Source organism: Roseibium sp. ROS1 (assembly GCF_054658215.1).
The window spans coordinates 1,280,130-1,303,177 of record NZ_BAAGIG010000002.1 but is presented as its reverse complement, the minus strand read 5'-3'; the positions used below and the strand labels follow the sequence as shown (position 1 = coordinate 1,303,177).

Sequence of the window (23,048 nt, the reverse complement as noted above, 5' to 3'; positions counted from 1 at the left end):
TGACGTTATAGCTATTCCTCAAACTGGTGGAGGAAAGCTGTTTCATGAAAACCCCAAGCGCATTCTACAAGCCGCTCGCAATCGGCGCGCCGGACCCGTATCGCGAGCTTCCCGTCTCGCTGGAGCGCATGATCCATTTCGTCCCTCCACATATTGAAAAGATGCGGTCCAAGGTGCCGGATCTCATCAAGAACGTCGATGTCGTACTCGGCAACCTTGAAGATGCAATCCCCGCCGATGCCAAGACCGATGCCCGCAGGGGCTTCATTCAGATGGCGCAGGACAATGACTTCGGAACCACTGGCCTGTGGACCAGGGTAAATTGCCTCAACAGCCCCTGGTTTCTCGACGACCTGCTTGAAATCGTTCCTGCGGTCGGAGAAAAACTCGACGTGGTGATGCTTCCCAAGGTGGAAGGCGCCTGGGACATTCATTATCTCGACCAACTGCTTGCGCAGCTTGAAGCTAGGGCTGGTCTTTCCAAGCCGATCATGATCCACGCCATTCTGGAAACGGCCGAAGGCGTCAAGAACGTCGAAGAGATTGCAGCGGCCAGTCCACGGATGCACGGCATGAGCCTGGGACCGGCAGACCTTGCGGCTTCCCGCGGTATGAAAACAACACGTGTGGGCGGCGGCCATCCCGACTATGCGGTTCTTTCAGATGCTGACGGCACAGGTGGCAGAACCGCATATCAGCAGGATCTCTGGCATTACACGGTCGGAAAGATGGTCGATGCCTGCCTGTCTTACGGCCTGAAGCCCTTCTACGGCCCCTTTGGTGATTTTTCCGACGCGGCGGCCTGCGAAAGCCAGTTCCGTAATGCATTCCTGATGGGCTGCCTTGGCGCGTGGTCCCTGCATCCGACGCAAATCCAGATCGCGAAGAAGGTTTTCTCTCCGGATCCGGGCGAAGTCGCCTTTGCCCGCAAGATCCTTGAAGCGATGCCGGACGGAACCGGTGCCGTGATGATCGACGGCAAAATGCAGGATGACGCCACCTGGAAGCAGGCAAAGGTGATCGTCGACCTTGCAAAACTGGTTGCATCCAAGGACGCAGAACTCGCGGAGGTCTACGGCCTTTAGACTTTCGCAAGGCTCGTCGTCTAAGGTTTAATGTTACAATGCTTGCACGCCGGCTGCCGACACGGTATCCCGGCAGTGCATGCAGTATGCGGACGAGTAACCATGCGAACGGCAAAATTCAGAATTGGCCAGGTCGTCCGGCACCGGATCTACCCCTTCCGTGGCGTTATTTTCGATGTCGATCCGACCTTCAGCAATACGGAAGAATGGTGGAACGCCATCCCGGAGGACGTGCGTCCTTTGCGCGACCAGCCGTTCTATCATCTCCTCGCCGAGAACGAGGAGACCGAATATGTGGCCTATGTCAGCGAACAAAACCTGGAAGCGGATATGACCGGTGAACCGGTGCGCCATCCGCAGGTTGAAGAGATTTTCGAGGAACAGACGGACGGCTCATATCTGCCGCGCAGCGTAGAGATCCACTAATCGTCCCAATTCCCGGCGATTTTCAGTCTTGATCTTCAAATACAAAAAAAAGGCCGGAACTTTCACAGTTCCGGCCTTATTCATTTCTGGCAAAGCAGCCTGTTACTGGCTTTGCTTCTGAGCGTCGATCAGCTTCTGACGCGCTTCGTCAGCGCGCTTCTGCAATTCGCTCTGCAGTTCTTCCTGACGCTTTTGCAGCTCGGCAATGTTCATCGGCTCGCCGTCGTAAACCTTGGTGAAGCCGATCAGGGTCATCTTGAAGACGATTTCCTTGGCTTGCTGGTTATACGGAGCCACAATCACCTCACCGCCCTGCTTCATGGTGTTGATGAACGAGTCATCAATCGCCAGTTCTGCGTAGCAGGCATTGGGTGCGCAGATGCTGTACTTGCCCTGTACGGGCTTGCCATCATCGATCTGGATACGCACACCCGGCTGGATAAGAACGCCGGTCGGTACAGCGACCAGCAGTTTCTTGCGGGCTTCGCCCTCAGTTTCCTGAATAGCAATGTTACTCAGGAACTGTCCGGTATTTGTGCGCAATTCAATCGAAATAAAGCAGATTTCCTTCTGCGTGTTCGGATTGGTGTTACACGCTTTCGTCCATGGGCTTTTTTCTTCCTGGGCGATTGCGGGTGCACCTGCAAAAGAAGATAGGGCTACGAACGCACCTACTGCACATCCGAACAATCCTCTTTTCAAAACACTCGTCATCGATACGTCCTCAATCGTGCGTGTACGAAACTTTCGCGTTGTTCTGAGCCATTCCGGAACCAACCGCAAGGCCCGTAACGACATTCAAACCGTGAAACCATGGTAAGACACTTAATTTGGGCGAGAGGGTGGCCGATTTGCAACGCACCCCTGTCAGCGAATTGAAACCTGAATATCTTGCGGTTTGTTGCTTGTCTCGGGCGCGTCCGTGGGAACCCTGTGCTACTGTAATCGCTGAGAATCAACAGAATCTCCGGCGGTGGTGATGCGTAGTTCGATAGTTTCCGGTCTTCTTTTTCATGCCGGCAAGGCGATCGGTTTGGCAACCTCGTCTGCATGCCTGCTTGCATTGACAATCAGCCTGCCCGCCAGCGCGGACGATGAAAACGTCCCCTGGACGCATGCAATCGCCATGCACGGGACACCTGCACTTGGACCTGACGAACCCTTTCCCTACGCCAACCCCGATGCGCCCAAGGGCGGCACAATCACGCTTGGTGTACAGGGAACCTTCGACAGCCTGAATTCCTTCATTGTACAGGGCGGCTGGACCTCGGCACGTGGGATGCGCGAACGCGAATTCGGCAACAACATTCTGGAAAGCCTGATGGTCCGCTCCTATGCGGAACCCTTTTCCCTTTACGGTCTTCTGGCGCAACGTGTGCGCATGCCGGACAGCCGGGAGTGGATCGAGTTCGAGCTTAATCCGGATGCAAGGTTTTCCGACGGGACACCAGTCACAGTCGATGATGTCATCTTTTCTCTGGAAGTGATCCGCGACAAGGGGCGCCCGCCCTATCGAAACTGGTATGCGGCCATCACCGAAAAGCAGGTCACCGCACCGAACCGGCTGAAGCTGGTATTCGAAAACGGTGAAAACCGCGAACTGCCGCTGTTGATCGCGTTGGCTCCAATTTATTCCAAGGCAGCCACGGATGCGGAGAATTTCGACAAATCGTCATTGAACCCGCCGACCGGCACAGGGCCGTACACCTTCAAGACGATCGAGCCAGGCAGGCTCGTCGTTTATGAGAAGAACCCGGACTATTGGGCCAAGGACCTGCCTGTCAAAGCCGGTTTCGACAATTTCGACGAGATCCGGGTAGAATATTTCCGCGACGAGACGACCTTGCAGGAATCCTTCAAGAAGGGCCTGGTCCAGGCGTTGCAGTTCCGGGATCCTGCCCGTTGGGCAACGGGGCTTGATTTTCCGGCAGTGAAAAATGGCGATGTTCTCAAGCGGGCAATTCCGCTCGGGATTCCCGCCGCCATGCAGGGCATCGCATTCAACACCCGCAAAGACCAGTTCTCCGACCCGGCTGTACGCAAGGCCTTGCGCATGCTGTTCGATTTTGAATGGGTGAACCGCAATCTCTATTACGGACTTTACACGCGCACGGCAGGGTACTGGGACAATTCCGAGCTTTCATCTGTTGGCCGTCCGGCAAGCGACCGGGAAAAGGAATTGCTGGCTCCCTTCCCTGACGCCGTCGATCCCGAAGTGATGGACGGCACCTGGCGTCCAGCGGAAGCGGACGGTTCAGGACGTGACAGAAAGGTGCTGCGGGCAGCGCTGGAAGCCTTCGGCAAGGCCGGTTACAGGCTCAAGGACGGAAAGCTCCTGCACTCGGAAAACGGCAATCAGCTTTCCTTTGAAATTCTTGCCAAGAATGAGGACGAAGAAAAGCTGGCTCTTGCTTATATCCGTACTCTTGAGTTGCTCGGCGTATCCGCAAGCGTGCGCAGTGTAGATCCGACGCAATTCGAAGACCGCAGGACGAAACGCGAGTTTGATATGGTGTTCAACACCTGGTTCTCCTCGCTGTCCCCTGGCGCCGAGCAATATGGACGCTGGTCGTCAAAAGCAGCGGAAACGGAAGGATCCTTCAACTTTGTGGGCGCACATGAACCGGCGATCGATGCGATGATCGACGAGATTGTCGGTGCAAGGAGCCGCGACGAATTCGTGGCTGCCGTTCGCGCATTCGACCGCGTTCTGATTTCGGGAGCCTACGCAGTCCCGCTTTATCATGTCGCGGACGATTGGGTGGCGCACTGGAAGCAGATCGTTCCGCCGCAAAACGAGTCGCTCTACGGCCACGAGTACGACACCTGGTGGTCGGCCAAGGCGCAATAATCGGACCAATGGACGAAAAACAAGATGAAAGCCACGCCTGAAAGCCTGTCCACGGAGTATCATGAGAGCGGAGCCTGGTCCGATGTGCCGCTTGATGAAATGTTCCGCAAGACAGCCGCAGAACACCCCGACCGGCTTGCGCTGGTTGATGCTCCTGACAGGGCTACCTGGACAGGTGGTGCTCCCCGAGCGTTGAGTTATGCCGAAGCCGATCGGGAAATTGATCGTCTTGCCGCTTTCTACACCACCGTAGGGCTGTCATCCGATCATGTCGTCGGTGTCCAGGCTCCCAACACAGTCGATACCGTAATCGCGATCCTGGCAGCCCTGCGTGCTGATCTGATCATTTCTCCCTTGCCATTGCACTGGCGGCAGAAGAACGTTCTGGAAGCCTTGAACTCCATAGGCGCCAAGGGATTTGTCGCGGCAGACCGGGTAGAAACGCGCGAGGTTGGTGTTGCCGCACGCGATGTTGCTGCAGACCTGTTCTCGTTGCGGTTTGTTTTCGGCCTTGGCAAGGACGTTCCCGATGGTTTGATCGAATTGGGGCCGATGCTTGCCGAAATGGGTGACGATCTGAAGTTCACTCCGAGTGAGCGCCCTGATCCGGCTGACCACACTGCGACCATCTGCTGGAGCCGAAGCGGAGAGGAAAACGTTCCGGTTACACGCTGCCATAACCATTGGGTATCGGTCGCACATATGATCGTGCAGGAAGCTCATGTGCGCGATGCCAGCGTGATGGTCCTCCCCTATTCGCTCAGTGGTTTGACCGGCCTGGGCGGAGGACTGGTTCCCTGGCTGCTCACCGGCGGCACCTTGCATCTGCACCACCCGACTTCACTTGCCAATCTTGCCGCTCATGCCAACGAGGTTCAGGCGGATATCGTCATGACACCCGGGCCATTGGCACAGACGCTCGACCGTAAACTTGAAAACACCAAGACGACGCTACTTGCAGCCTGGAATATTGCGGCCCCGCACCCGACGACTTTCGTTGCGCGGCGCCGTCTGATCGATCTTCACATCGCTGACGAATTCGCACTCGTTGCCAAGGCGCGAGGTCCCTCGGCGAAGATGAAGGCCACCGCGCTGGGAAAGCATAGCGGGCCGATCGGGTGTGAAAGCGGGCCAGCCCTTCTTGAGATTGCGGTCACCGACGAGGTGGATACGCAAGCTCCAACGCTTCTGGTCAAGGGACCAATGGTTCCCGATGTCGGGTGGCGAACCATCAATGGTGACCAGCGGCGTGTCCGCTGGGAAGGAACCGGTTTTCTGAATACCAACATCAAGGTTGAACTGACGGATGGCGGCATCGCAGGTTTCGGTATCCCGGGCCACTATGCCCTTGGCACCGGCAACCTTGAAACGGTGGATGTTGTCTACGCAGGGTACCCGGGCGTCAAGGAAGCTGCTGCCTTCATAGTGGAAGATCCTCTCCTCGGAGCCAGGATGTACGCAGCGCTTGTACCCGAGGCCGGGAACGTTCCAGATGCGGGTGCCTTTTTCGCGTATCTGGATGCCGAAGGCGTGGACCTTGCCAAGATCCCCCATCGTGTGTTGATTTTACAGTCTCTGCCGCGGAACGAGGATGGAACCATCAGCCGGGAACGGCTGACCATGCGGACACAGCGATTGCCTGCTGCCGTGGCTTAGGTGGGGATAAGGAATGGATGTTGAAACCTCGCTTTCCTGGCGCGGCCCGTATTGGTATGCGGGACGTCGGCCAAGGCGGAGCAGCAATGGTGATGCGCCAGAAGATTTAGACGTGTCGCTTATCAGCATGTTCGACCGTCGCAGCAAGCTGCCCATGGCGCTGCCCGCAGCGATCGTGGTTGATATCAGCATCCTGGAAGACGACCGGAGAGACGAATTCTTTTCCTGGCTGCTTCCGCAAATCAGACTCCTGGCAAGTGAAGTCCCTTTCTACATCCTCACTGGCAGCGACGATATTCTACCCCCCGGTCTGCAACCGACTGCAATCATCGATAAGGTCGTTCCCGATGAAGTCCTGCTGATGTTGATATGCATTCATCAGCGCGCATTGCTTCGGTCAGAGGAAGCCCAACTTCGCAGACGTATTTTTGGCAGGATTCCGGGTTTCGGGAGCGCTCCGCATCATTCAGGAACCAGCAGCCTGCTTGTCGTTGGCCTGAGCGGTCGGTTTCTGGAATGGCAGGACGCCAGTGAAGAAAAGGTCGAGGTTGTCGGTGCATTCGACGGCAGCATGGCCGTCGAGTTCATGTCCAAGCGTGCATTTGACGCCGTGGTCATTGATGCGCCCTTTGAAGATGCCGTCGACTATATGCAGCAGATCCGCAGGGATGCCCGTTTCGCGGGGTTGCCGGTTCTGGCTGTCTGTGAGCGGGAGGAAGATCTCGTTCAACTGTTCCGAAACGGAGCCTCGGACGTGCTGGTCGGAGAAAACCGCAAGGAAACCCTCGCCCGCCGTCTAAACTCCGCCACCCGTTTCGGCAAGAGGCGCCGTCTTGCAGACAGGGTGCTTGCGGAAAGCCACATGTGGTTGCGCCAGCAGATCCATCAGGGCGGACTTGGCGTTGAGGAATACACGAATTATCTCGAAGCCTGCAGCAATGGCCTTGCGGCGCGCGGCCTCGATCTTTGGGAAATGAGGCTTCAGCCTGAAAACTTCGGCATTGCGGTCACTTCCGCAGAAGAACTGGAAGACATCAACACGACCTTGCTGTCCATCGCGGACGCCACGAGCCGGGACGAGGATCTTGTCTGCCTGGTGAAGGACTTCGGGCCGGTTGCCGTCTTGAAGAACGAGGCTGGCACGACAAGGCTGCAGAAGCGGATCAGCTCGATCCTCACACACACTGTTCTGTGAACAGACGCTGGTCTGTATGCGTCTTTTGTCTATTGCCTTAACACTGCCGCGAATTTGGGGTTGGCATATTTGTCAGAGTCTTTAGCCTGACAAAAATATCTCCAACGTTCTGGATGTCCGATGACCCTATCATCCGCCCTTACCGTCGATGTCGTATCCGATGTAATGTGCCCCTGGTGCTTCATTGGAAAAAGACGCCTTGAAGCGGCGTTGAAGTCGGTTCCGCAGCTCGATGTGCTGGTTCGTTGGCACCCCTTTCAGCTTGACGCCACCTTGCCGAAGTCTGGCAAGGACAGAAAACAGTATCTGAGTGACAAGTTCGGTGGTCTGGAGCGGGCGGACACGTTCTACAAACAAATCCGTGCAGCGGGACAGGAGGAAGGCATCAACTTTGCTTTTGATGATATCACCTTGTCGCCGAATACCCTTGATTGCCACAGACTGATCCTTTGGTCACGTGACGACGATCTTCAGGACGAAGTCGTGGAGCTTCTGTTCAAGGCCTATTTCCTGAACGGAGAAGATCTGACACGCCCCGAGGTTCTTGTGCGAATTGCCGAGGAAGCGGGGATGCAGTCCGATCTGGTGGAGCATCTGTTGGGAACCGAAACCGATCTCGACAAGGTAGAGGCCCAGATTGCCAATGCTCAAAAGTCCGGGATCACAGGTGTGCCATGTTTCATTATCGATGGCAGGTTTGTTCTGGCAGGTGCCGAAAAACCGGAAACAATTGCCGCAGCGCTTCTGCACGCCGACGAAACACGGACCGATCCACAAGCGGCAGTTTCCAATTAAAAGCAGCTTGAGTTGCCGAAACAAAAAAGCCCCGCTAGAAAGCGGGGCTTTTCTGATTTTGACGACCTGAAAAGATCAGCCGCGCAGAATGGAACGGCCTGCATAAACCGCCTGTGCGCCCAGTTCTTCCTCGATACGGATGAGCTGGTTGTACTTTGCGAGCCGGTCGGACCGTGCAAGTGAACCGGTTTTGATCTGGCCGCAGTTGGTGGCAACCGCGAGGTCAGCAATGGTGCTGTCCTCGGTCTCGCCCGAGCGGTGGGACATCACAGCAGTGTAGGCTGCCTTGTGTGCGGTCTCGACGGCGTCCAGCGTTTCGGACAGCGTACCGATCTGGTTGACCTTGATCAGGATCGAGTTGGCAACGCCGAGGTCGATACCCTTGCGCAGACGCTCGGAATTGGTGACGAACAGGTCGTCGCCGACCAGCTGGCACTTGTTGCCGATAAGGTCGGTCGTTGCTTTCCAGCCGTCCCAGTCGTCTTCTGCCAGACCGTCTTCGATCGAGATGATCGGGTAGCGGGAAACGAGATCGGCGAGATATTTTGCCATTTCCTCAGGAGCCAGCGTCTTGCCTTCACCTTCCAGCACATATTTGCCGTCCTTGAAGAACTCCGTCGATGCCGCGTCCAGTGCCAGGAAGACATCTTCGCCTGGCTTGTAGCCGGCGGTTTCGATCGCCTTCATGACGAAGCCGATAGCTGCGTCTGTCGATTCCAGATTGGGAGCAAAGCCGCCCTCATCGCCAACATTGGTGTTGTGACCGGCTGCGTTCAGTGCCTTTTTCAAGGTGTGGAAAATTTCAGAACCCATGCGCACGGCATCGCCAAGGGACTCGGCGCCCACCGGCATGATCATGAATTCCTGGAAATCGATCGGATTGTCGGCATGCGCGCCGCCATTGATGATGTTCATCATGGGAACCGGAAGCGTGCGCGCAGACGTGCCGCCGACATAGCGGTAGAGCGGCAGACCGGACGCCTGGGCAGCGGCGCGGGCAACCGCGAGCGATACGCCCAAAATGGAGTTGGCGCCAAGACGCGACTTGTTGTGAGTACCGTCGAGATCGATCATGGCCTGGTCGATCTGAAGCTGATCTTCAGCGTCCAGACCGCCAACGGTCTCGAAGATTTCTCCGTTTACGGCATCAACTGCATTCTGGACACCCTTGCCCATGAAGCGGTCGCCGCCATCGCGCAGTTCGACGGCTTCGTGTGCACCGGTGGAAGCTCCGGACGGAACGGCAGCCCGGCCGAAGGAACCATCCTCCAGGAAAACGTCGACTTCAACGGTCGGGTTACCACGGCTGTCAAAGATTTGACGGCCGATAACATCGATAATGGCGGTCATGGAAAGAACTCCCTTGTCGCATGCACCTGAATTGACGGTCTGCCGGAGAAAATCCGGCCGTTTGGAAGCCGGAGTACCGGCGTTTTTCCGGAGCTCTTGCCCCTCAAAGGAAAGCCGCACACAAGGTGCGGCTGAAATTGACTATTCTGCAGCGGCTGCCGGTGCCTTGACGACGTTGTCGAGCGCCTTCAACTGGGTCAGCAACGCTTCGAGTTGATCGAGCGGCACCATGTTCGGTCCATCGGACGGCGCGTTGTCCGGATCAGGGTGCGTTTCGATGAAGAGACCTGCAACACCCACGGCCACTGCTGCGCGCGCAAGAACGGGTACCATAGTCCGGTCGCCGCCGGTGGAAGCGCCCTGCCCGCCCGGTTGCTGCACGGAATGTGTTGCATCAAAAATAACCGGCGCACCTGTCTGTGCCATGATCGGCAGCGAGCGCATATCGGTAACAAGCGTGTTGTAGCCAAAGCTGGCGCCGCGTTCGGTCAACATGACATTGGCATTGCCCGAACCGGTCACTTTCCCCAGAACATTTTTCATGTCCCAGGGCGCCAGGAACTGACCTTTCTTGATGTTGACCACGCGGCCGGTCTTTGCCGCTGCCACAAGCAAGTCCGTCTGGCGGCAGAGGAATGCCGGGATCTGCAGGACATCGACAACTTCCGCAACCGGTGCGCATTGCTCGGGGCTGTGCACATCGGTCAAGACCGGCATGCCGAATTTTTCCTTCACTTCGGCAAAGATCGGCATGGCTTCTTCCATGCCAACACCCCGTTTTCCTGCGAGAGATGTCCGGTTGGCCTTATCGTATGAAGTCTTGTAAATGACGCCAATACCGAGACGATCCGTAATTTCCTTGATCGCGGCTGCGCATTCCAGTGCGTGCTCGCGGCTTTCAAGCTGGCACGGGCCGGCAATGAGGCTGAAAGGCGCATCATTGCTGAAGGTTACATTGCCAACGGAAACTACGCGGTTTGCCTCGGTCATTTTCCACCTTATGCCATGCGGTTGCCGCTTGAGCGCGGCAACTCGTTCAGGAAACAAGTCCGATCTTGGAACTTGCGGAGTTCCATAGCGTTCTTTTCGCCTGCCCGCAACATCGCTATGGCGGAAAGCGGACAAGCCTTAAATCGATTTAAAAGTGTGTAGTCTCAGCCCGACATAAAATGATCACTTTGTCGAAGTTATTGCGTTAGTATTGCAGTGCACAAGCTTGCAACCGGCCGAAGACCTGAGGGGCCGGCTGATTGCCACTTGGGCTAACTGCAACGTCGCGCCCGCGGACGATCTGAGTTTAGAACGTGTATTCAACGGCTCATGAGACTATTAGTGGGTAAAAGAAGATTGAGTTCGTATTTGTAGACCATCGGAAGGCCTGACATGAACAAGCCCATTCGCAAAGCGATCCTGCCCGTGGCAGGTCTTGGAACTCGGTTTCTGCCCGCGACCAAGGCAGTACCGAAGGAAATGCTGACGATCGTTGACCGTCCGATCATCCAGTATGTGGTGGATGAAGCACGGGCCGCAGGTATCGAACATATCGTTTTCGTCACCGGGCGAAACAAACAGGTTATCGAAGACCATTTCGATATGGCCTATGAACTGGAAGATACCCTCAAGGCGAGAAACAAGACTGCTGCTCTGGAACTGCTTGAAAAGCACCGCCCGGTTCCGGGTGCCACTTCCTTCACCCGTCAGCAGGCCCCGCTTGGCCTCGGCCACGCTATCTGGTGCGCACGCGATATTATCGGCAACGAGCCCTTTGCCATTCTGTTGCCGGACGTGATCATCAAGTCTCAGGTCAGCTGCCTCAAGCAGATGGTAGACCTCTATCAAAATACGGGTGGCAACATCATCGCCGTGGAAGAAGTTCCCGAAGACCAGACAGATCAGTACGGCATTGTGGAACTCGACGGAGAACTCGGTGCAAATGCGCACAAGATCTCAAACATGGTCGAAAAGCCCGCCCCCGGTACGGCGCCATCCAATTTGATGATCACCGGCCGCTACATTCTACAGCCGGAAATCTTCGATCTTCTGTCCAACCAGGGCAAAGGTGCAGGTGGCGAGATCCAGTTGACCGACAGCATGCTCGCCTTGATGAAGGAGCAGCACTTCGCGTCGCTCAAGTTCGAGGGTCGGAGCTACGACTGCGGTAACAAGGCCGGCTTCCTGAGCGCCAATATCGCATTCGGCATGGACGATCCGAAACTTGCTCGGGAACTGGTTCCGTTCATGGAAGAGATCATTCGCAAGCCTTTGGCCGCCGAATAATCTGCGATCGTTTTCACTGCGGACTTGAAAAGGTTCGCCAGAAGCCTTTAGGAGTGGGCCGGGTCTTGCGCAAGACCCGGCCCTTTCCGTTTGCTCCAATCCCGGATGCCTCATGCACGACAATTCCATTCACTCCACCAAGATCGCGGTTATCGGTCTGGGTTATGTCGGTCTGCCCGTGGCGGTGGCCTTCGCTGCGAAGGGTTTTGACGTTCTCGGGTTCGATATCAACGAAAACCGGTTGAACGAGTTGCGCAGCGGTCAGGACAGCACGTCGTCTGTCGATGACGCGGATTTGCAGCAGGAAACGTTGGTATTTTCCAACAACGAAAAGGATCTGAGCGATAGGGATGTCTTGATAGTGGCCGTGCCGACACCTGTCGATCACGCCAAAAGACCAGACCTTTCGCCTTTCAGAAACGCAGCGGCAACCGTCGGCCGCAATCTGAAACCAGGGGCCATCGTTGTCTTTGAATCAACCGTGTATCCAGGGGCAACCGAAGAGATCGCAGTTCCCGTCCTCGAGACGGAATCGGGACTGCTCTTCAACAGGGATTTTGCCGTCGGTTATTCGCCAGAGCGCATAAATCCTGGCGATACCGAGCGAGGCTTTGCGGACATCACCAAAATCGTTTCGGGTTCCAGCCCGGAAACAGCCGAAACGCTCAATACGCTCTATGGAGCGGTTGTCACAGCCGGCATTCACCTTGCTCCGTCGATCCGCGTAGCGGAAGCGGCGAAGGTGATTGAGAACACACAACGCGATCTCAATATTGCTCTCATGAACGAACTGGCGATGCTATTCCACCAGATGGGCATCGATACCCGGGACGTGTTGAAGGGGTCTTCAACCAAATGGAACTTCCTGCCGTTCCAGCCGGGACTGGTCGGGGGGCACTGCATCGGTGTCGATCCCTATTACCTGACCCACAAGGCACACGAGATCGGCATGACACCTCAGGTTATTCTGGCGGGTCGCGGCACCAACGAAGCAATGCCGGCGTTTATTGCAGGCAAGATCATCCAGGAAAGCGTGAAGCTTGGCATGCCCATGCCTCCGAAAGTTGTCGTTCTCGGCATTACCTACAAGGCAAATGTGCCTGATACCCGTAATTCCAAGGTCGTCGATCTCATCAGGGAGCTGGAAAAGTTTGGGGCCCGTGTTCAGGTCTGTGATCCACTTGCACATCCCGATGAGGTTGCGGCCGAATATGGAATCACCCTCACCCGGGAAGAAGACCTCGATGCTGCGGATGTTGCCGTACTTGCGGTCCCGCATCGGCATTTTTTCCAAGATGGAACCGGTTGGCAGGTCCTGAAAGACGTTCTGAAAGATCAACGCGGCCTGGTTGCCGACATACCGGCGCTTTTGGATCGCTCCACTTGTCCGGAGGGAATCCAGCTCTGGCGCCTTTGATTCTAAAGGGCTATTTCCCGGTTTTGTTGTGCCTCGGTACGCGACACGAAAATTCGCAGCTCAAGGTCTGCTGAAAAACGGATCAAACTGCCGGGAATTGCCGCAAGGGTTTGCTCGTATTTTAGCAATCTGAAAAGGGTTTCGAGCCGTATACTATTCGGGTTTCAGGAAAGGAGACACCGAACATGGCTCATGCTCGTTTCTGGAAGATGGTGGCGGTGGCCGGCGTCAGCGCGTTGCTGGCTACAGGGTCTGTCCACGCCGAAGAAGGGCTCGACAGCAGTGCCTTTCACAAGATCATCAAAAATCAGATGAGTGCCTTTGCGACGGGTAATGCCCAGGCAGCCTTCTCTTTCGCAACCAGTTCCTTGCAACAGCGGTTTCAAACACCAGAGTTCTTCATGGAAATGGTGCGGCAAGGCTACCAGCCAGTTTACAAGCCTCAAAGCGTGACGTTCGGCCGGTCAAAAATGACCAAGCTCGGGCCAACGCAAGAGGTCTATGTAACCGGTCCAAATGGTCAAAACTGGTTAGCTCTCTACAGTTTCGAGCAACAGGATGACGGCAGTTGGAAGATTTCCGGGTGCTATCTGACCAAAGCGGATGGATTTTCCGCCTAGTCAGTTTCAGCCTGAACCTGGATTGAGTGTGCCGGGTTACAGCGCGGCAATATCGCCGCGCGCCCAGTCTTCCTTGGTCTTTGCGTAGAAGTCTTCGAAAGACCCGGCGTCAATCGCGTCGCGCATGCCCTGCATCAGGTACTGATAGTAGGCGATGTTGTTCCAGGTGAGCAGCATGCCGGCCAGTCCTTCGCCAGCTCGCACGAGATGGTGCAGATAGGCTCTGCTGTAGACGCTAGACGCGGGACAGGTGCTCGCCTCGTCCAGCGGGCGTGGGTCGTCCTGGTGACGGGCATTCTTGAGGTTGACCTTGCCATAGCGCGTATAGGCGAGACCGTGACGTCCTGCGCGGGTCGGCATCACACAATCGAACTGATCAATCCCGCGCTTCACGCTTTCCAGAAGATCGTCCGGTGTCCCAACGCCCATCAGGTAACGTGGCTTGTCCACCGGCATCACTGGCGTCGTGATGTCGAGCATGCTCAGCATGACGTCCTGAGGTTCACCAACCGCCAGACCGCCAACCGAATAGCCTTCAAACGGCATTTTGCCGAGTTCTTCTGCCGAGCGAATACGAAGGTCGGGTTGATCACCACCCTGAACGATACCGAAAAGCCCCTGCCCTTTTCCTGGTCCACCCATGGCTTCGAACTGGTTGCGAGAGCGTTCTGCCCATCTGAGAGACAGCTCCATAGCTCTTTGGACTTCTTCACGGGGGCTCGGCAACTTGATGCATTCGTCCAGCTGCATCTGGATATCTGACCCGAGGAGACCCTGTATCTCGACTGAACGTTCCGGTGTGAGATGGTACTTCTGACCGTCAATGTGGCTTTGGAAACGCACACCATCTTCATCCAGCTTCCGCAGCTGAGCCAGCGACATCACCTGGAACCCGCCGCTGTCGGTGAGGATCGTGTGAGGCCAGTTCATGAAGGTGTGCAGTCCGCCAAGTCTCGCGACCCGTTCGGCAGTCGGGCGAAGCATCAGGTGATATGTATTGCCTAGAACCACGTCTGCACCGGTTTCACGCACCTGCTCCGGGTACATCGCCTTCACAGTTGCCTGAGTGCCCACCGGCATGAAAGCGGGTGTGCGCACGACACCGTGAGGCGTCGTGATTTCGCCGCGCCGCGCCGCGCCGTCCGTGGTGATCAGCTTGAAGCTGAAGGTCTTGCCGGTTTGTTCGGTCATGATTGGTCCTCAGACAGCGCCTTCCTGCGGGAAAAGCAAGGAAGCGTCGCCATAGCTGTAAAAACGGTATTCCTGAGAAATAGCGTGTGCATAGGCACGCCGCATCGTGTCCAGACCCGAAAGAGCCGACACCAGCATGAACAACGTAGAACGCGGAAGATGGAAGTTGGTCATCAACGCGTCGATCGCCTTGAAGCGATAGCCGGGCGTGATGAAGATCGAGGTTTCACCCGCAAAGGCGGCAATGGCGCCACTTGCCTGGGCGGAGCTTTCAAGGATCCGCAGGGATGTCGTGCCGACGCTGACAACCTTGTTACCCCTTGCCTTGACGGCCAGAAGTGCAGCGGCAGTCTCTTCGGAGATTTCGCCCCATTCTGCGTGCATCTTGTGATCTGCAGTGTCTTCCGCCTTTACCGGCAGAAAGGTGCCGGCTCCGACATGCAGTGTTACGCGGTGCTGTTCGATACCGCGCTCGCTCAATGCCTTCAGCAGTTCAGGCGTAAAATGAAGACCCGCAGTCGGTGCGGCAACGGCACCGTCCTTTTCGGCAAATATCGTCTGATAGTCCTTGCGGTCCTGGTCGTCTTCGCCACGCTTTTGCGCAATATACGGTGGCAAGGGTATGTGTCCAACGGATGCGATTGCAATGTCGAGATCAGGTCCGGACCGGTCGAAAGTCAGCAATACTTCACCGCTGTCGCCCTTTTCGGTCACTTCCGCCGTTAGCCGTGTGCCGAACCCTTCGAAAAGGACAGTATCGCCAACTTGCAACTTCTTTGCCGGCCGGACGAAGGCCTTCCAGCGGTCCGGCCCGGTGCGCATGTGCAGCGTCGCCCCGATGCCCGCGGTAATGTCTCCTCGCAGACGTGTTCCTTCAAGCTGTGCGGGTATCACCTTGGTATCGTTGAAGACCAGCGCATCACCGGGCTCCAGCAACAGCGGCAATTCGCGAACACCCGTGTCGGACAGTTCAGGTTCAGCACCTGGTTTAACGACAAGCATGCGAGCGGAATCACGTGGCCGAGCCGGGCGCAAGGCGATCCGCTCGTTGGGAAGAACAAAGTCGAATTGGTCGACGCGCATGGTGATTTGCTACTGACGGATCTCTGGAAGGTTTCGGGGTGCGGCGCCATTCCATACCAGAGCGGCAACCGGACTTTCAGTCAGCGGCTCTTACTGGCGACGGCGGAGCAGGTCAACCGTCTGACGGTACATCCAAAACAAAACAGCGCGGATGACTGATCCGCGCTGCATCGTTAAAGCCACTTTCAGGTGGTTCAGGCCGCGTCGGCCGCCACTTTCAAGGAGACGATATTGTCCGGATTGGAAACCGGTTCGCCACGCTTGATCTTGTCGACATTGTCCATGCCTTCGACCACTTCACCCCAGACGGTGTACTGACCGTCGAGCCAGGGTGCATCGGTAAAGCAAATGAAGAACTGGCTGTCACCGGAGTTCGGGTCCATTGCGCGAGCCATGGAGCAGGTGCCGCGCACGTGCTTCTCATTGCTGAATTCCGCTTTCAATTTCTTGCCGGAACCACCAGTGCCAGTCCCCTGCGGGCAGCCGGTCTGTGCCATGAAGCCGTCGATTACGCGGTGAAACACGATGCCGTCGTAAAAACCTTCGCGGACCAGTTCCTTGATGCGTGCGACATGCGTCGGCGCGAGGTCCGGCTTCAGTTCGATAACAACCGGTCCCTGGCTGGTTTCCATGAGAAGGGTGTTTTCGGCGTCTTTGATTTCAGCCATCGAGTATCTCCTTGGGTATTTTCGAAATTGTAGTCGCGTGAACGTTATTGTGCGTCCGAGGCGACCTGCATCTTGATGATCTTGTCCGGATTTGCCGGCGGTTCGCCGCGGGTGATGTTGTCGACGAATTCCATACCATCGACGACTTCACCGAATACGGTGTACTGGCCATTCAGCCAGTCGCCATCGCCGAACATGATGAAAAACTGGGAATTGGCGCTGTCCGGGCTAGCGGAACGTGCCATGCCGAGCGTGCCACGCTTGAACGGTGCGTTGGAAAACTCAGCCTTCAGGTTAGGTTCGCTGGAACGGCCCGTGCCGGTGCCCGTCGGGTCACCGGTCTGGGCCATGAAGCCGTCGATGACGCGATGGAAGACGATCCCGTCGTAAAACCCTTCGCGGGAAAGCTTCTTGATCCGCTCAGCGTGAGCCGGAGCAAGGTCCGGACGAAGCTGTATGACGACGCGTCCGTCCTTCAAATCGAGATAAATTGTGTTTTCCGGATCGGTGCCTTGGGCACTGGCGGCCGAAGGCAGGATCAGAAGTGAAGCCAGAACGGCAAAAATTGCAAAAAAGCGCGACACTGGAGACTCCTAAGGTTCAGGTCTAGAGCTTGGCTTTGAATTACGCGCCGGGTTTCGCGCGCGATCTCAATGGTTCGGCAACCGGTTCCGGCACAAAAGCGGAGATTTCTCCGCCCATCTTCGCGATTTGACGTACCAAGGTGGCCGTGATGTGGCGCACGTTCGGAGAAGCCGGAAGAAATACCGTACGAATGTCCGGTTCCAGCGTGCCGTTCATGCCCGCCATCTGCATCTCGTAGTCAAGATCCGTCCCGTCCCGCAGACCGCGAACCAGGTAAGCGGCGTTTTGCTGGCGTGCCGTTTCGATGACCAGATTGTCGAAGGCGATGACATCAATCCGTTCAGCTTCCTCCGGAGTGAATTCCGAACGAGCCGAAGCATGGATCAATTCGACCCGTTCCTCGAAAGAAAACAGGGGAGACTTGCCGGGGTGAATGCCGATGGCAACCACCACCTTGTCCGCCAGCGCAAGCGACTGACGCAATATATCCATGTGGCCATTGGTGACGGGATCGAAGGATCCAGGATAAAGCGCAATACGATTCATGGCACCTTCCTTACTCTGCCTGCACCTGCCTAACAAGTAGAACGCAGGCATGAACGCGTCTTTTGCCAGTAACTGACATTGTGTGACGACCGTCACAACTCTCTTTGCAAACCTAGGTCAAAGTGGCTCCATCGAAATCAATTGGCGTGAGCAGGAGCCAGCATCATGAGGAGCACTACTACAATCGACCGGACCGCAACGGCTATCACGGTACGTCCTTTTGCCTTTCAGGCGAAGGCAATCGATCCGGCCGGACAATTCAAGATGGCCGCTATTTTCGTTCTGGCGTTGTTGACGATGATTGCCGCAGGCATGATGAGCATGCACCCGAGCAAAGCGTCGCAGGCAGAAGGTCTGACCAGCCTGGCAACGCAGGGACTTGCTTCCACAAAGTCCGACCGCGCTGTGCAAATTCCGGCATCAAAGGCATGTGAAACACAAGCTTGGGGCGCCTGGAGCGAAGACTGTGCAGCGGCACTGACCGGTGCGAACCGTGTACGCAACGTGTCCTTCGTCACCGTCGAGAAAACTGCACCCACCGTAAATGAAACAATTCTGGCCCGTTACCCCGTGGCCAACTGAGCTTCGTCTCAAACCTCCCTCCCCGTAACGGCAAACAGCGGCTCAGGTTCCACCCTGGCCGCTGTTGTCGTTTTCAGGTCTAGCCAATCAGGGATCAGGCTTCCGGAGGCGTTTCATCTCCTTCGGCGGAATCGGTCCCGGCGTCATTCTCACCTGGTTCAGCTGAACCTTCAGCTTCTCCTTCCAGGGCGTCTTCGAGGACGTCGTCTTCATCGACTTCGGAGATCCCTTCGACCGCAACGACCTTTTCGTCGGCTGCCGTCTTGAAGACGATCACGCCCTGGGTCGCACGTCCGGCGATGCGGATACCGTCCACCGGACAACGGATCAACTGGCCGCCATCCGTTACCAGCATGATCTGGTGGCTGTCCTCGACAGGGAAAGACGAGATCAGTCCGCCATTCCGGCTGTTGACAGCCATGGCCGTGATGCCTTTGCCGCCTCGGCCGGTGACCCGGTACTCGAACGAAGACGTCCGTTTACCGTAACCGTTTTCAGAGATGGTCAAGATGATCTGCTCGGCTGCACTCATCTGAGCGTAACGTTCCTGAGGCAGATCGCCGGCAACTACGCCCTCTTCATCTGCACCATTACCGTTCTCATCTGCTTCACCACGCATTGCACGGGAAAGCTTCAGGTAAGCGGCGCGCTCTTCTGCCGTCACATCGATGTGGTGCAGAATCTGCATGGAGATCACACGATCCTCATCGGCCAGACGAATTCCGCGCACCCCGACAGAATTACGACCAGCGAAGACACGAACATCCGTTACGGGGAAGCGGATACACTGACCGAAGTTGGTCGTCAGCATCACATCGTCATGTTCAGAACAAGTGTCGACGCCGACAATCCCGTCACCGTCTTCCAGCTTCATGGCAATCTTGCCGTTGCGGTTGATGTTGACGAAATCGGACAGTTTGTTGCGGCGGATGGTGCCGCGAATGGTCGCGAACATAACATCCAGGTTTGCCCAGCTGTCCTCGTCTTCCGGCAATGGCAGAATCGATGTGATCTGTTCGCCCTGTTCGAGAGGTAGCAGGTTGATCAATGCCTTTCCGCGCGAGGTCGGTCCGCCGAGTGGAAGACGCCACACTTTCATCTTGTAACAGATGCCGCGCGAGGAGAAGAACAGAACCGGCGTGTGGGTATTGGCGACGAACAGCCTGGTGACGAAATCCTCGTCCTTGGTCGCCATGCCGGACCGGCCCTTGCCTCCGCGCCGTTGTGCTCGGTAGGTCGCCAGCGGCACGCGCTTGATGTAGCCACCGTGAGACACGGTCACGACCATGTCTTCGCGCTGGATCAGATCTTCTTCGTCGAAATCTGCCCCGCCTTCGATGATTTCGGTTCGTCGCGGAGTTGCAAATTCTTCCTTGATCTCAAGCATTTCGTTGCGAACGATCTCCTGGATCCTGGCCCGGGAGCGCAGGATGTCGAGATAGTCGGAAATTTCCGCACCGATCTTGTTGAGTTCTTCCTCGATTTCATCGCGGCCCATCGCCGTCAGGCGCTGCAGACGCAGATCGAGAATGGCTCGTGCCTGTTCTTCTGACAGTTTGTAGGTGCCGTCGTCCTGCACCATGTGGCGCGGATCGTCGATCAGAAGAATGAGCGATTCAACATCCTTTGCCGGCCAGTTGCGCTCCATCAGCTGCGCTCTCGCCGTTGCCGGGTCCGGAGCGCTGCGGATGAGCTTGATGACTTCATCGATGTTGGCAACAGCGATGCCCAGGCCCACTAAGATGTGGGCACGGTCACGGGCTTTCTTCAGCAGGTAGCGGGTGCGTCGCTGGATCACCTCCTCGCGGAAGGAGACGAAGGCGCGCAGCATGTCGGAGAGGTTCATCTGCTCCGGCTTGCCGCCGTTCAGAGCAACGATGTTGGCACCGAACGATGTCTGCAACTGACTGAAACGGTAGAGCTGGTTCAGGATCACGTCCGGAACCGCATCGCGCTTCAGCTCGATCACGACCCGCATGCCCGAGCGGTCGCTCTCGTCACGGATGTCCGAGATGCCCTCGATACGCTTGTCGCGCACCAGTTCGGCAATCTTCTCGATCATCGTCGATTTGTTGACCTGATACGGGATTTCCGTGACGATCAGTGCCGTCCGGTCCTTGCGTACTTCCTCGACGTCGACTTTCGCCCGCATGACGATCGAACCGCGGGCCGTTTCATAGGCACTACGGATACCCGACCGACCGAGGATCATGCCACCCGTTGGGAAATCCGGGCCTGGAACGATCTGCATCAGTTCTTCGAGTGACATCGCCGGATTTTCCATCACGGCAATGGCGGCATCGATCACTTCGCCCAGGTTGTGCGGCGGAATGTTGGTTGCCATGCCGACTGCGATACCGCCGGCACCGTTGACGAGGAGGTTCGGGAACTTGGCAGGAAGGACGACGGGCTCGCTCTCGGAGTTATCGTAGTTTTCCTGAAAGTCGACCGTCTCCTTGTCGATATCGTCCAGCAGTTTGTGGGCGACTTTTTCGAGACGGCACTCGGTGTAGCGCATGGCCGCTGCTGGATCGCCGTCGATGGAGCCGAAGTTGCCCTGCCCGTCAATCAACGGCAGTCGCAGCGAGAAATTCTGCGCCATGCGCACCAGCGCATCGTAAATCGCGCTGTCGCCATGCGGGTGATACTTACCCATGACGTCACCGACCACGCGGGCCGACTTGCGATAGGGCTTGTTCCACTCGTAGCCGTTTTCGTGCATCGAGTAGAGAATGCGCCGGTGAACCGGTTTGAGGCCGTCGCGGACGTCAGGCAGCGCACGCGACACGATCACGCTCATCGCGTAATCGAGATAGCTGCGCTTCATTTCATCGACGATGGAGACCGGTTTGATATCGGACGGAAGACCGTCAGTGGGCGTGCTGTTGTCCTGGTCAGCCAAGGAAGACACTCATTTCATTGTTATTGCTTGCTCTTTTATATCCGATTCAAGACGCCGCTCCAAATTCTCGGCGCTTTTCCACCTAAGTAATAGAGGTTTAATTTCAATGCCTTACGAGCAGTATACACAGGGGGCAAAAATCATTTGGCTTGAGAACATGCCACCACATCGCAAAGCTCTATAGTAAGGCGACAAAAGCGCCTTAAAAACCGGTCCGGGAATCGCCATGCTCGACTACTACATCAACGCCTTCGCGACCCTATTTGTCACCATTGATCCGGTCGGCCTGGCCCCGATGTTTCTTGCAATCACGGCTGGAATGAGCAAGCACGACAGGCGCAAGGTCGCCATTCGGGCAACCATTACGGCGGCGGCCATACTCCTTGTTTTTTACGCGTCCGGACAGACGGTGCTGAATGTACTCGGCATCTCCGTTTCCGCTTTCAGGGTCGCCGGAGGCATCCTGTTGTTCCTGATCGCGATCGAGATGATTTTCGGCAAGCGCCAGGCGCGTAAAACCGAAACCGCCGAAAAGGCGATGGAATCGGAAGCGCATCATGGAACGATCAATGAACTCGCCATCTTTCCTTTGGCGATACCGCTTATTTCGGGACCTGCGGCAATCTCCGCGATCATCCTGTTGTCCAGTCAGGCTCCGGATACCCTCGCCTATGCAGGCCTCGGCGGCGTCATCGCGATCATCCTGCTGAGTTGCATGGGTGCCTTTCTCTTGGCTGACAAGATTGAACGGCTCCTGGGAGAAACCGCACAGTTGGTTATCACCCGACTTCTCGGCGTGTTGTTGGCAGCTCTATCCGTACAATTCGTTGCCGACGGCATTTTGGCCTTTATCCGCACCTGACTGAGGCAACGCTTAACGGTCCAGGTTCAACTTGTATTCTTGTGGCGAAACACCGTGCACCGTGTCTCGTGCCCGGATGATGACCTGTGACACGCCCTCTGGGATCGTGATGCCCGATTGGGATCGCGTGAAGGGTTGCTCGTCGACATGGGGGTGAAGGAGCACTCTCTCGCCTAACAATTCTCCGTCTGGCGTCAAGATCTGCCAGAGGTCGGCGTAGTGGTCCCAACCCGTATCGTCATGCCTGAGAGTTACTGCGAAGGTCCACGTGCCTGCAGATCCGGTTGCTTTTGCCGAGACAATCTCGACCTCACCTGCCCGTGCTGAGCACGCTCCGAACACTAAGGACAGGAGCAACACCGCAAGCGCTGTCGAACATCTTAGGTTCATGACGCATTTCTCCCTTGGATTTCACAGGAGCATCCTCGCAACGGGCCGCGGATTGACAAAGTCACGAATGCGTCAGGAGGCTCAATGGTTTGCGAGCGACAAACGAAACTCATCTGCCTGGAAAAACGTCAGCCTGCCTGCTGAAGGTGGCTGTCCCGTTTAAACCCTTTTGGCCAGAGCGTCTTGTTTTCGTTCCCCCAGCGTGCAAGGGCCTTCACCACCGGCTCCAGCGACACGCCAAGGTCGGTCAGTTGATATTCAACCTTCGGCGGAACAACAGGATAGACGGTCCTCACGATCAACCCGTCAGCTTCCATACTACGGAGTTGAGCGGTCAAGATCCGTTGTGTGATGTCCGGAAGCGCTTTCTGGAACTCGTTGAAGCGCATGACTTCTTTTTCCATCAACAGGAACAGAATGACGCCTTTCCACTTGCCGTCGATCAAACTGAGCGCTGCTTCGACAGCACAGCCCGGATGGCAGCCATAAACGTCCTTGACCAGTTTGGGTCCTGATTTCCTAACGGTATCCATTTTGTGCCTAAGGTTCTTTTTTGTCAGTTACGGC

Annotated in this window: 22 protein-coding genes; 11 read left to right on the top strand and 11 right to left on the bottom strand. The window is 56.4% G+C overall.

Annotated features, from left to right (window positions below):
* Positions 1-44 precede the first annotated feature (44 nt).
* Both ACYQ6M_RS14005 and hspQ read left to right on the top strand, forming a co-directional pair.
* Entirely contained in the window at positions 45-1,085 is a 1,041-nt protein-coding gene (locus ACYQ6M_RS14005) for an HpcH/HpaI aldolase/citrate lyase family protein (RefSeq protein ID WP_460074374.1), read from the top strand.
* A gap of 102 nt (positions 1,086-1,187) precedes the next feature.
* The gene (gene hspQ / locus ACYQ6M_RS14000; RefSeq protein ID WP_022998644.1) at positions 1,188-1,511 is read left to right on the top strand and encodes a heat shock protein HspQ; all 324 of its coding nucleotides are present in this window, start codon (positions 1,188-1,190) and stop codon (positions 1,509-1,511) included.
* 102 nt (positions 1,512-1,613) lie between these two features.
* Here the strand turns inward: hspQ and ACYQ6M_RS13995 are convergent, their stop codons facing one another.
* Positions 1,614-2,225: an invasion associated locus B family protein gene (locus tag ACYQ6M_RS13995; protein ID WP_022998645.1), complete on the bottom strand. Its 612-nt coding sequence runs from the start codon at positions 2,223-2,225 to the stop codon at positions 1,614-1,616.
* A 265-nt stretch (positions 2,226-2,490) separates the two neighbouring features.
* Between ACYQ6M_RS13995 and ACYQ6M_RS13990 the strand changes: the two genes are divergently transcribed.
* From ACYQ6M_RS13990 to ACYQ6M_RS13975, 4 genes are all read left to right on the top strand, one after another.
* Entirely contained in the window at positions 2,491-4,362 is a 1,872-nt protein-coding gene (locus ACYQ6M_RS13990) for an extracellular solute-binding protein (protein ID WP_460074373.1), read from the top strand.
* A 24-nt stretch (positions 4,363-4,386) separates the two neighbouring features.
* The gene (locus ACYQ6M_RS13985; protein WP_077292865.1) at positions 4,387-6,018 is read left to right on the top strand and encodes an AMP-binding protein; all 1,632 of its coding nucleotides are present in this window, start codon (positions 4,387-4,389) and stop codon (positions 6,016-6,018) included.
* Between the two features lie 112 nt (positions 6,019-6,130).
* Positions 6,131-7,213 carry a PleD family two-component system response regulator gene (locus tag ACYQ6M_RS13980; RefSeq protein WP_208993803.1) on the top strand — a complete coding sequence of 361 codons (1,083 nt, stop codon included), beginning with the start codon at positions 6,131-6,133 and terminating at the stop codon, positions 7,211-7,213.
* A 120-nt stretch (positions 7,214-7,333) separates the two neighbouring features.
* Positions 7,334-8,008: a DsbA family oxidoreductase gene (locus ACYQ6M_RS13975; RefSeq protein WP_031268503.1), complete on the top strand. Its 675-nt coding sequence runs from the start codon at positions 7,334-7,336 to the stop codon at positions 8,006-8,008.
* A 75-nt stretch (positions 8,009-8,083) separates the two neighbouring features.
* Here the strand turns inward: ACYQ6M_RS13975 and eno are convergent, their stop codons facing one another.
* Complete coding sequence (gene eno / locus ACYQ6M_RS13970) at positions 8,084-9,358, bottom strand: phosphopyruvate hydratase (RefSeq protein ID WP_031268504.1); 1,275 nt, start codon at positions 9,356-9,358, stop codon at positions 8,084-8,086.
* 141 nt (positions 9,359-9,499) lie between these two features.
* Positions 9,500-10,348 carry a 3-deoxy-8-phosphooctulonate synthase gene (kdsA, locus tag ACYQ6M_RS13965; protein ID WP_460074372.1) on the bottom strand — a complete coding sequence of 283 codons (849 nt, stop codon included), beginning with the start codon at positions 10,346-10,348 and terminating at the stop codon, positions 9,500-9,502.
* Between the two features lie 393 nt (positions 10,349-10,741).
* Here kdsA and galU point away from each other — a divergent pair, with 393 nt between their 5' ends.
* From galU to ACYQ6M_RS13950, 3 genes are all read left to right on the top strand, one after another.
* Entirely contained in the window at positions 10,742-11,635 is an 894-nt protein-coding gene (gene galU / locus ACYQ6M_RS13960) for a UTP--glucose-1-phosphate uridylyltransferase GalU (protein WP_022998652.1), read from the top strand.
* 112 nt (positions 11,636-11,747) lie between these two features.
* Positions 11,748-13,052, top strand: coding sequence for a nucleotide sugar dehydrogenase (locus ACYQ6M_RS13955; RefSeq protein ID WP_209169321.1), 1,305 nt, complete (start codon positions 11,748-11,750; stop codon positions 13,050-13,052).
* Between the two features lie 185 nt (positions 13,053-13,237).
* A complete protein-coding gene (locus tag ACYQ6M_RS13950; RefSeq protein ID WP_228868165.1) occupies positions 13,238-13,672 on the top strand; it encodes a DUF4864 domain-containing protein in 435 nt (144 codons plus the stop codon).
* Between the two features lie 36 nt (positions 13,673-13,708).
* On the opposite strand, the gene tgt is transcribed toward ACYQ6M_RS13950, so the two are convergent.
* The 5 genes from tgt to coaD all read right to left on the bottom strand — a co-directional run bounded on the left by tgt (position 13,709) and on the right by coaD (position 17,745).
* On the bottom strand, positions 13,709-14,863 hold the full coding sequence (gene tgt / locus ACYQ6M_RS13945) for a tRNA guanosine(34) transglycosylase Tgt (protein ID WP_460074370.1): 1,155 nt from the start codon (positions 14,861-14,863) through the stop codon (positions 13,709-13,711).
* Positions 14,864-14,872: 9 nt separating this feature from the next.
* Positions 14,873-15,946, bottom strand: coding sequence for a tRNA preQ1(34) S-adenosylmethionine ribosyltransferase-isomerase QueA (queA, locus tag ACYQ6M_RS13940; protein WP_168686850.1), 1,074 nt, complete (start codon positions 15,944-15,946; stop codon positions 14,873-14,875).
* 194 nt (positions 15,947-16,140) lie between these two features.
* On the bottom strand, positions 16,141-16,605 hold the full coding sequence (locus tag ACYQ6M_RS13935) for a peptidylprolyl isomerase (protein ID WP_208997921.1): 465 nt from the start codon (positions 16,603-16,605) through the stop codon (positions 16,141-16,143).
* A 53-nt stretch (positions 16,606-16,658) separates the two neighbouring features.
* Positions 16,659-17,198 (bottom strand): peptidylprolyl isomerase, encoded by a 540-nt coding sequence (locus ACYQ6M_RS13930; RefSeq protein ID WP_209014793.1) that lies wholly within the window; start codon positions 17,196-17,198, stop codon positions 16,659-16,661.
* A 40-nt stretch (positions 17,199-17,238) separates the two neighbouring features.
* Positions 17,239-17,745, bottom strand: a complete 507-nt coding sequence (gene coaD / locus ACYQ6M_RS13925) for a pantetheine-phosphate adenylyltransferase (protein WP_022998659.1) — start codon at positions 17,743-17,745, stop codon at positions 17,239-17,241.
* Positions 17,746-17,910: 165 nt separating this feature from the next.
* Between coaD and ACYQ6M_RS13920 the strand changes: the two genes are divergently transcribed.
* Complete coding sequence (locus tag ACYQ6M_RS13920) at positions 17,911-18,327, top strand: phosphopantetheine adenylyltransferase (RefSeq protein ID WP_460074369.1); 417 nt, start codon at positions 17,911-17,913, stop codon at positions 18,325-18,327.
* A 94-nt stretch (positions 18,328-18,421) separates the two neighbouring features.
* On the opposite strand, the gene gyrA is transcribed toward ACYQ6M_RS13920, so the two are convergent.
* Positions 18,422-21,229 (bottom strand): DNA gyrase subunit A, encoded by a 2,808-nt coding sequence (gene gyrA, locus ACYQ6M_RS13915; RefSeq protein WP_460074367.1) that lies wholly within the window; start codon positions 21,227-21,229, stop codon positions 18,422-18,424.
* Between the two features lie 226 nt (positions 21,230-21,455).
* Here gyrA and ACYQ6M_RS13910 point away from each other — a divergent pair, with 226 nt between their 5' ends.
* Positions 21,456-22,091, top strand: a complete 636-nt coding sequence (locus ACYQ6M_RS13910; protein WP_022998662.1) for a MarC family protein — start codon at positions 21,456-21,458, stop codon at positions 22,089-22,091.
* Between the two features lie 12 nt (positions 22,092-22,103).
* Here the strand turns inward: ACYQ6M_RS13910 and ACYQ6M_RS13905 are convergent, their stop codons facing one another.
* Positions 22,104-22,481 carry a hypothetical protein gene (locus ACYQ6M_RS13905; RefSeq protein ID WP_152506559.1) on the bottom strand — a complete coding sequence of 126 codons (378 nt, stop codon included), beginning with the start codon at positions 22,479-22,481 and terminating at the stop codon, positions 22,104-22,106.
* 128 nt (positions 22,482-22,609) lie between these two features.
* Positions 22,610-23,014, bottom strand: coding sequence for a winged helix-turn-helix transcriptional regulator (locus ACYQ6M_RS13900; RefSeq protein ID WP_022998664.1), 405 nt, complete (start codon positions 23,012-23,014; stop codon positions 22,610-22,612).
* Between the last annotated feature and the right edge of the window lie 34 nt (positions 23,015-23,048).

What these genes read in the sequence shown, in the direction of transcription:
- ACYQ6M_RS14005 (WP_460074374.1), top strand. Translation starts at nt 45, where the DNA reads ATGAAAACCCCAAGCGCATTCTACAAGCCGCTCGCAATCGGCGCGCCG.
- hspQ (WP_022998644.1), top strand. Translation starts at nt 1,188, where the DNA reads ATGCGAACGGCAAAATTCAGAATTGGCCAGGTCGTCCGGCACCGGATC.
- ACYQ6M_RS13995 (WP_022998645.1), bottom strand. Translation starts at nt 2,225, where the DNA reads ATGACGAGTGTTTTGAAAAGAGGATTGTTCGGATGTGCAGTAGGTGCG.
- ACYQ6M_RS13990 (WP_460074373.1), top strand. Translation starts at nt 2,491, where the DNA reads ATGCGTAGTTCGATAGTTTCCGGTCTTCTTTTTCATGCCGGCAAGGCG.
- ACYQ6M_RS13985 (WP_077292865.1), top strand. Translation starts at nt 4,387, where the DNA reads ATGAAAGCCACGCCTGAAAGCCTGTCCACGGAGTATCATGAGAGCGGA.
- ACYQ6M_RS13975 (WP_031268503.1), top strand. Translation starts at nt 7,334, where the DNA reads ATGACCCTATCATCCGCCCTTACCGTCGATGTCGTATCCGATGTAATG.
- eno (WP_031268504.1), bottom strand. Translation starts at nt 9,358, where the DNA reads ATGACCGCCATTATCGATGTTATCGGCCGTCAAATCTTTGACAGCCGT.
- kdsA (WP_460074372.1), bottom strand. Translation starts at nt 10,348, where the DNA reads ATGACCGAGGCAAACCGCGTAGTTTCCGTTGGCAATGTAACCTTCAGC.
- galU (WP_022998652.1), top strand. Translation starts at nt 10,742, where the DNA reads ATGAACAAGCCCATTCGCAAAGCGATCCTGCCCGTGGCAGGTCTTGGA.
- ACYQ6M_RS13955 (WP_209169321.1), top strand. Translation starts at nt 11,748, where the DNA reads ATGCACGACAATTCCATTCACTCCACCAAGATCGCGGTTATCGGTCTG.
- ACYQ6M_RS13950 (WP_228868165.1), top strand. Translation starts at nt 13,238, where the DNA reads ATGGCTCATGCTCGTTTCTGGAAGATGGTGGCGGTGGCCGGCGTCAGC.
- tgt (WP_460074370.1), bottom strand. Translation starts at nt 14,863, where the DNA reads ATGACCGAACAAACCGGCAAGACCTTCAGCTTCAAGCTGATCACCACG.
- queA (WP_168686850.1), bottom strand. Translation starts at nt 15,946, where the DNA reads ATGCGCGTCGACCAATTCGACTTTGTTCTTCCCAACGAGCGGATCGCC.
- coaD (WP_022998659.1), bottom strand. Translation starts at nt 17,745, where the DNA reads ATGAATCGTATTGCGCTTTATCCTGGATCCTTCGATCCCGTCACCAAT.
- ACYQ6M_RS13920 (WP_460074369.1), top strand. Translation starts at nt 17,911, where the DNA reads ATGAGGAGCACTACTACAATCGACCGGACCGCAACGGCTATCACGGTA.
- ACYQ6M_RS13910 (WP_022998662.1), top strand. Translation starts at nt 21,456, where the DNA reads ATGCTCGACTACTACATCAACGCCTTCGCGACCCTATTTGTCACCATT.
- ACYQ6M_RS13905 (WP_152506559.1), bottom strand. Translation starts at nt 22,481, where the DNA reads ATGAACCTAAGATGTTCGACAGCGCTTGCGGTGTTGCTCCTGTCCTTA.
- ACYQ6M_RS13900 (WP_022998664.1), bottom strand. Translation starts at nt 23,014, where the DNA reads ATGGATACCGTTAGGAAATCAGGACCCAAACTGGTCAAGGACGTTTAT.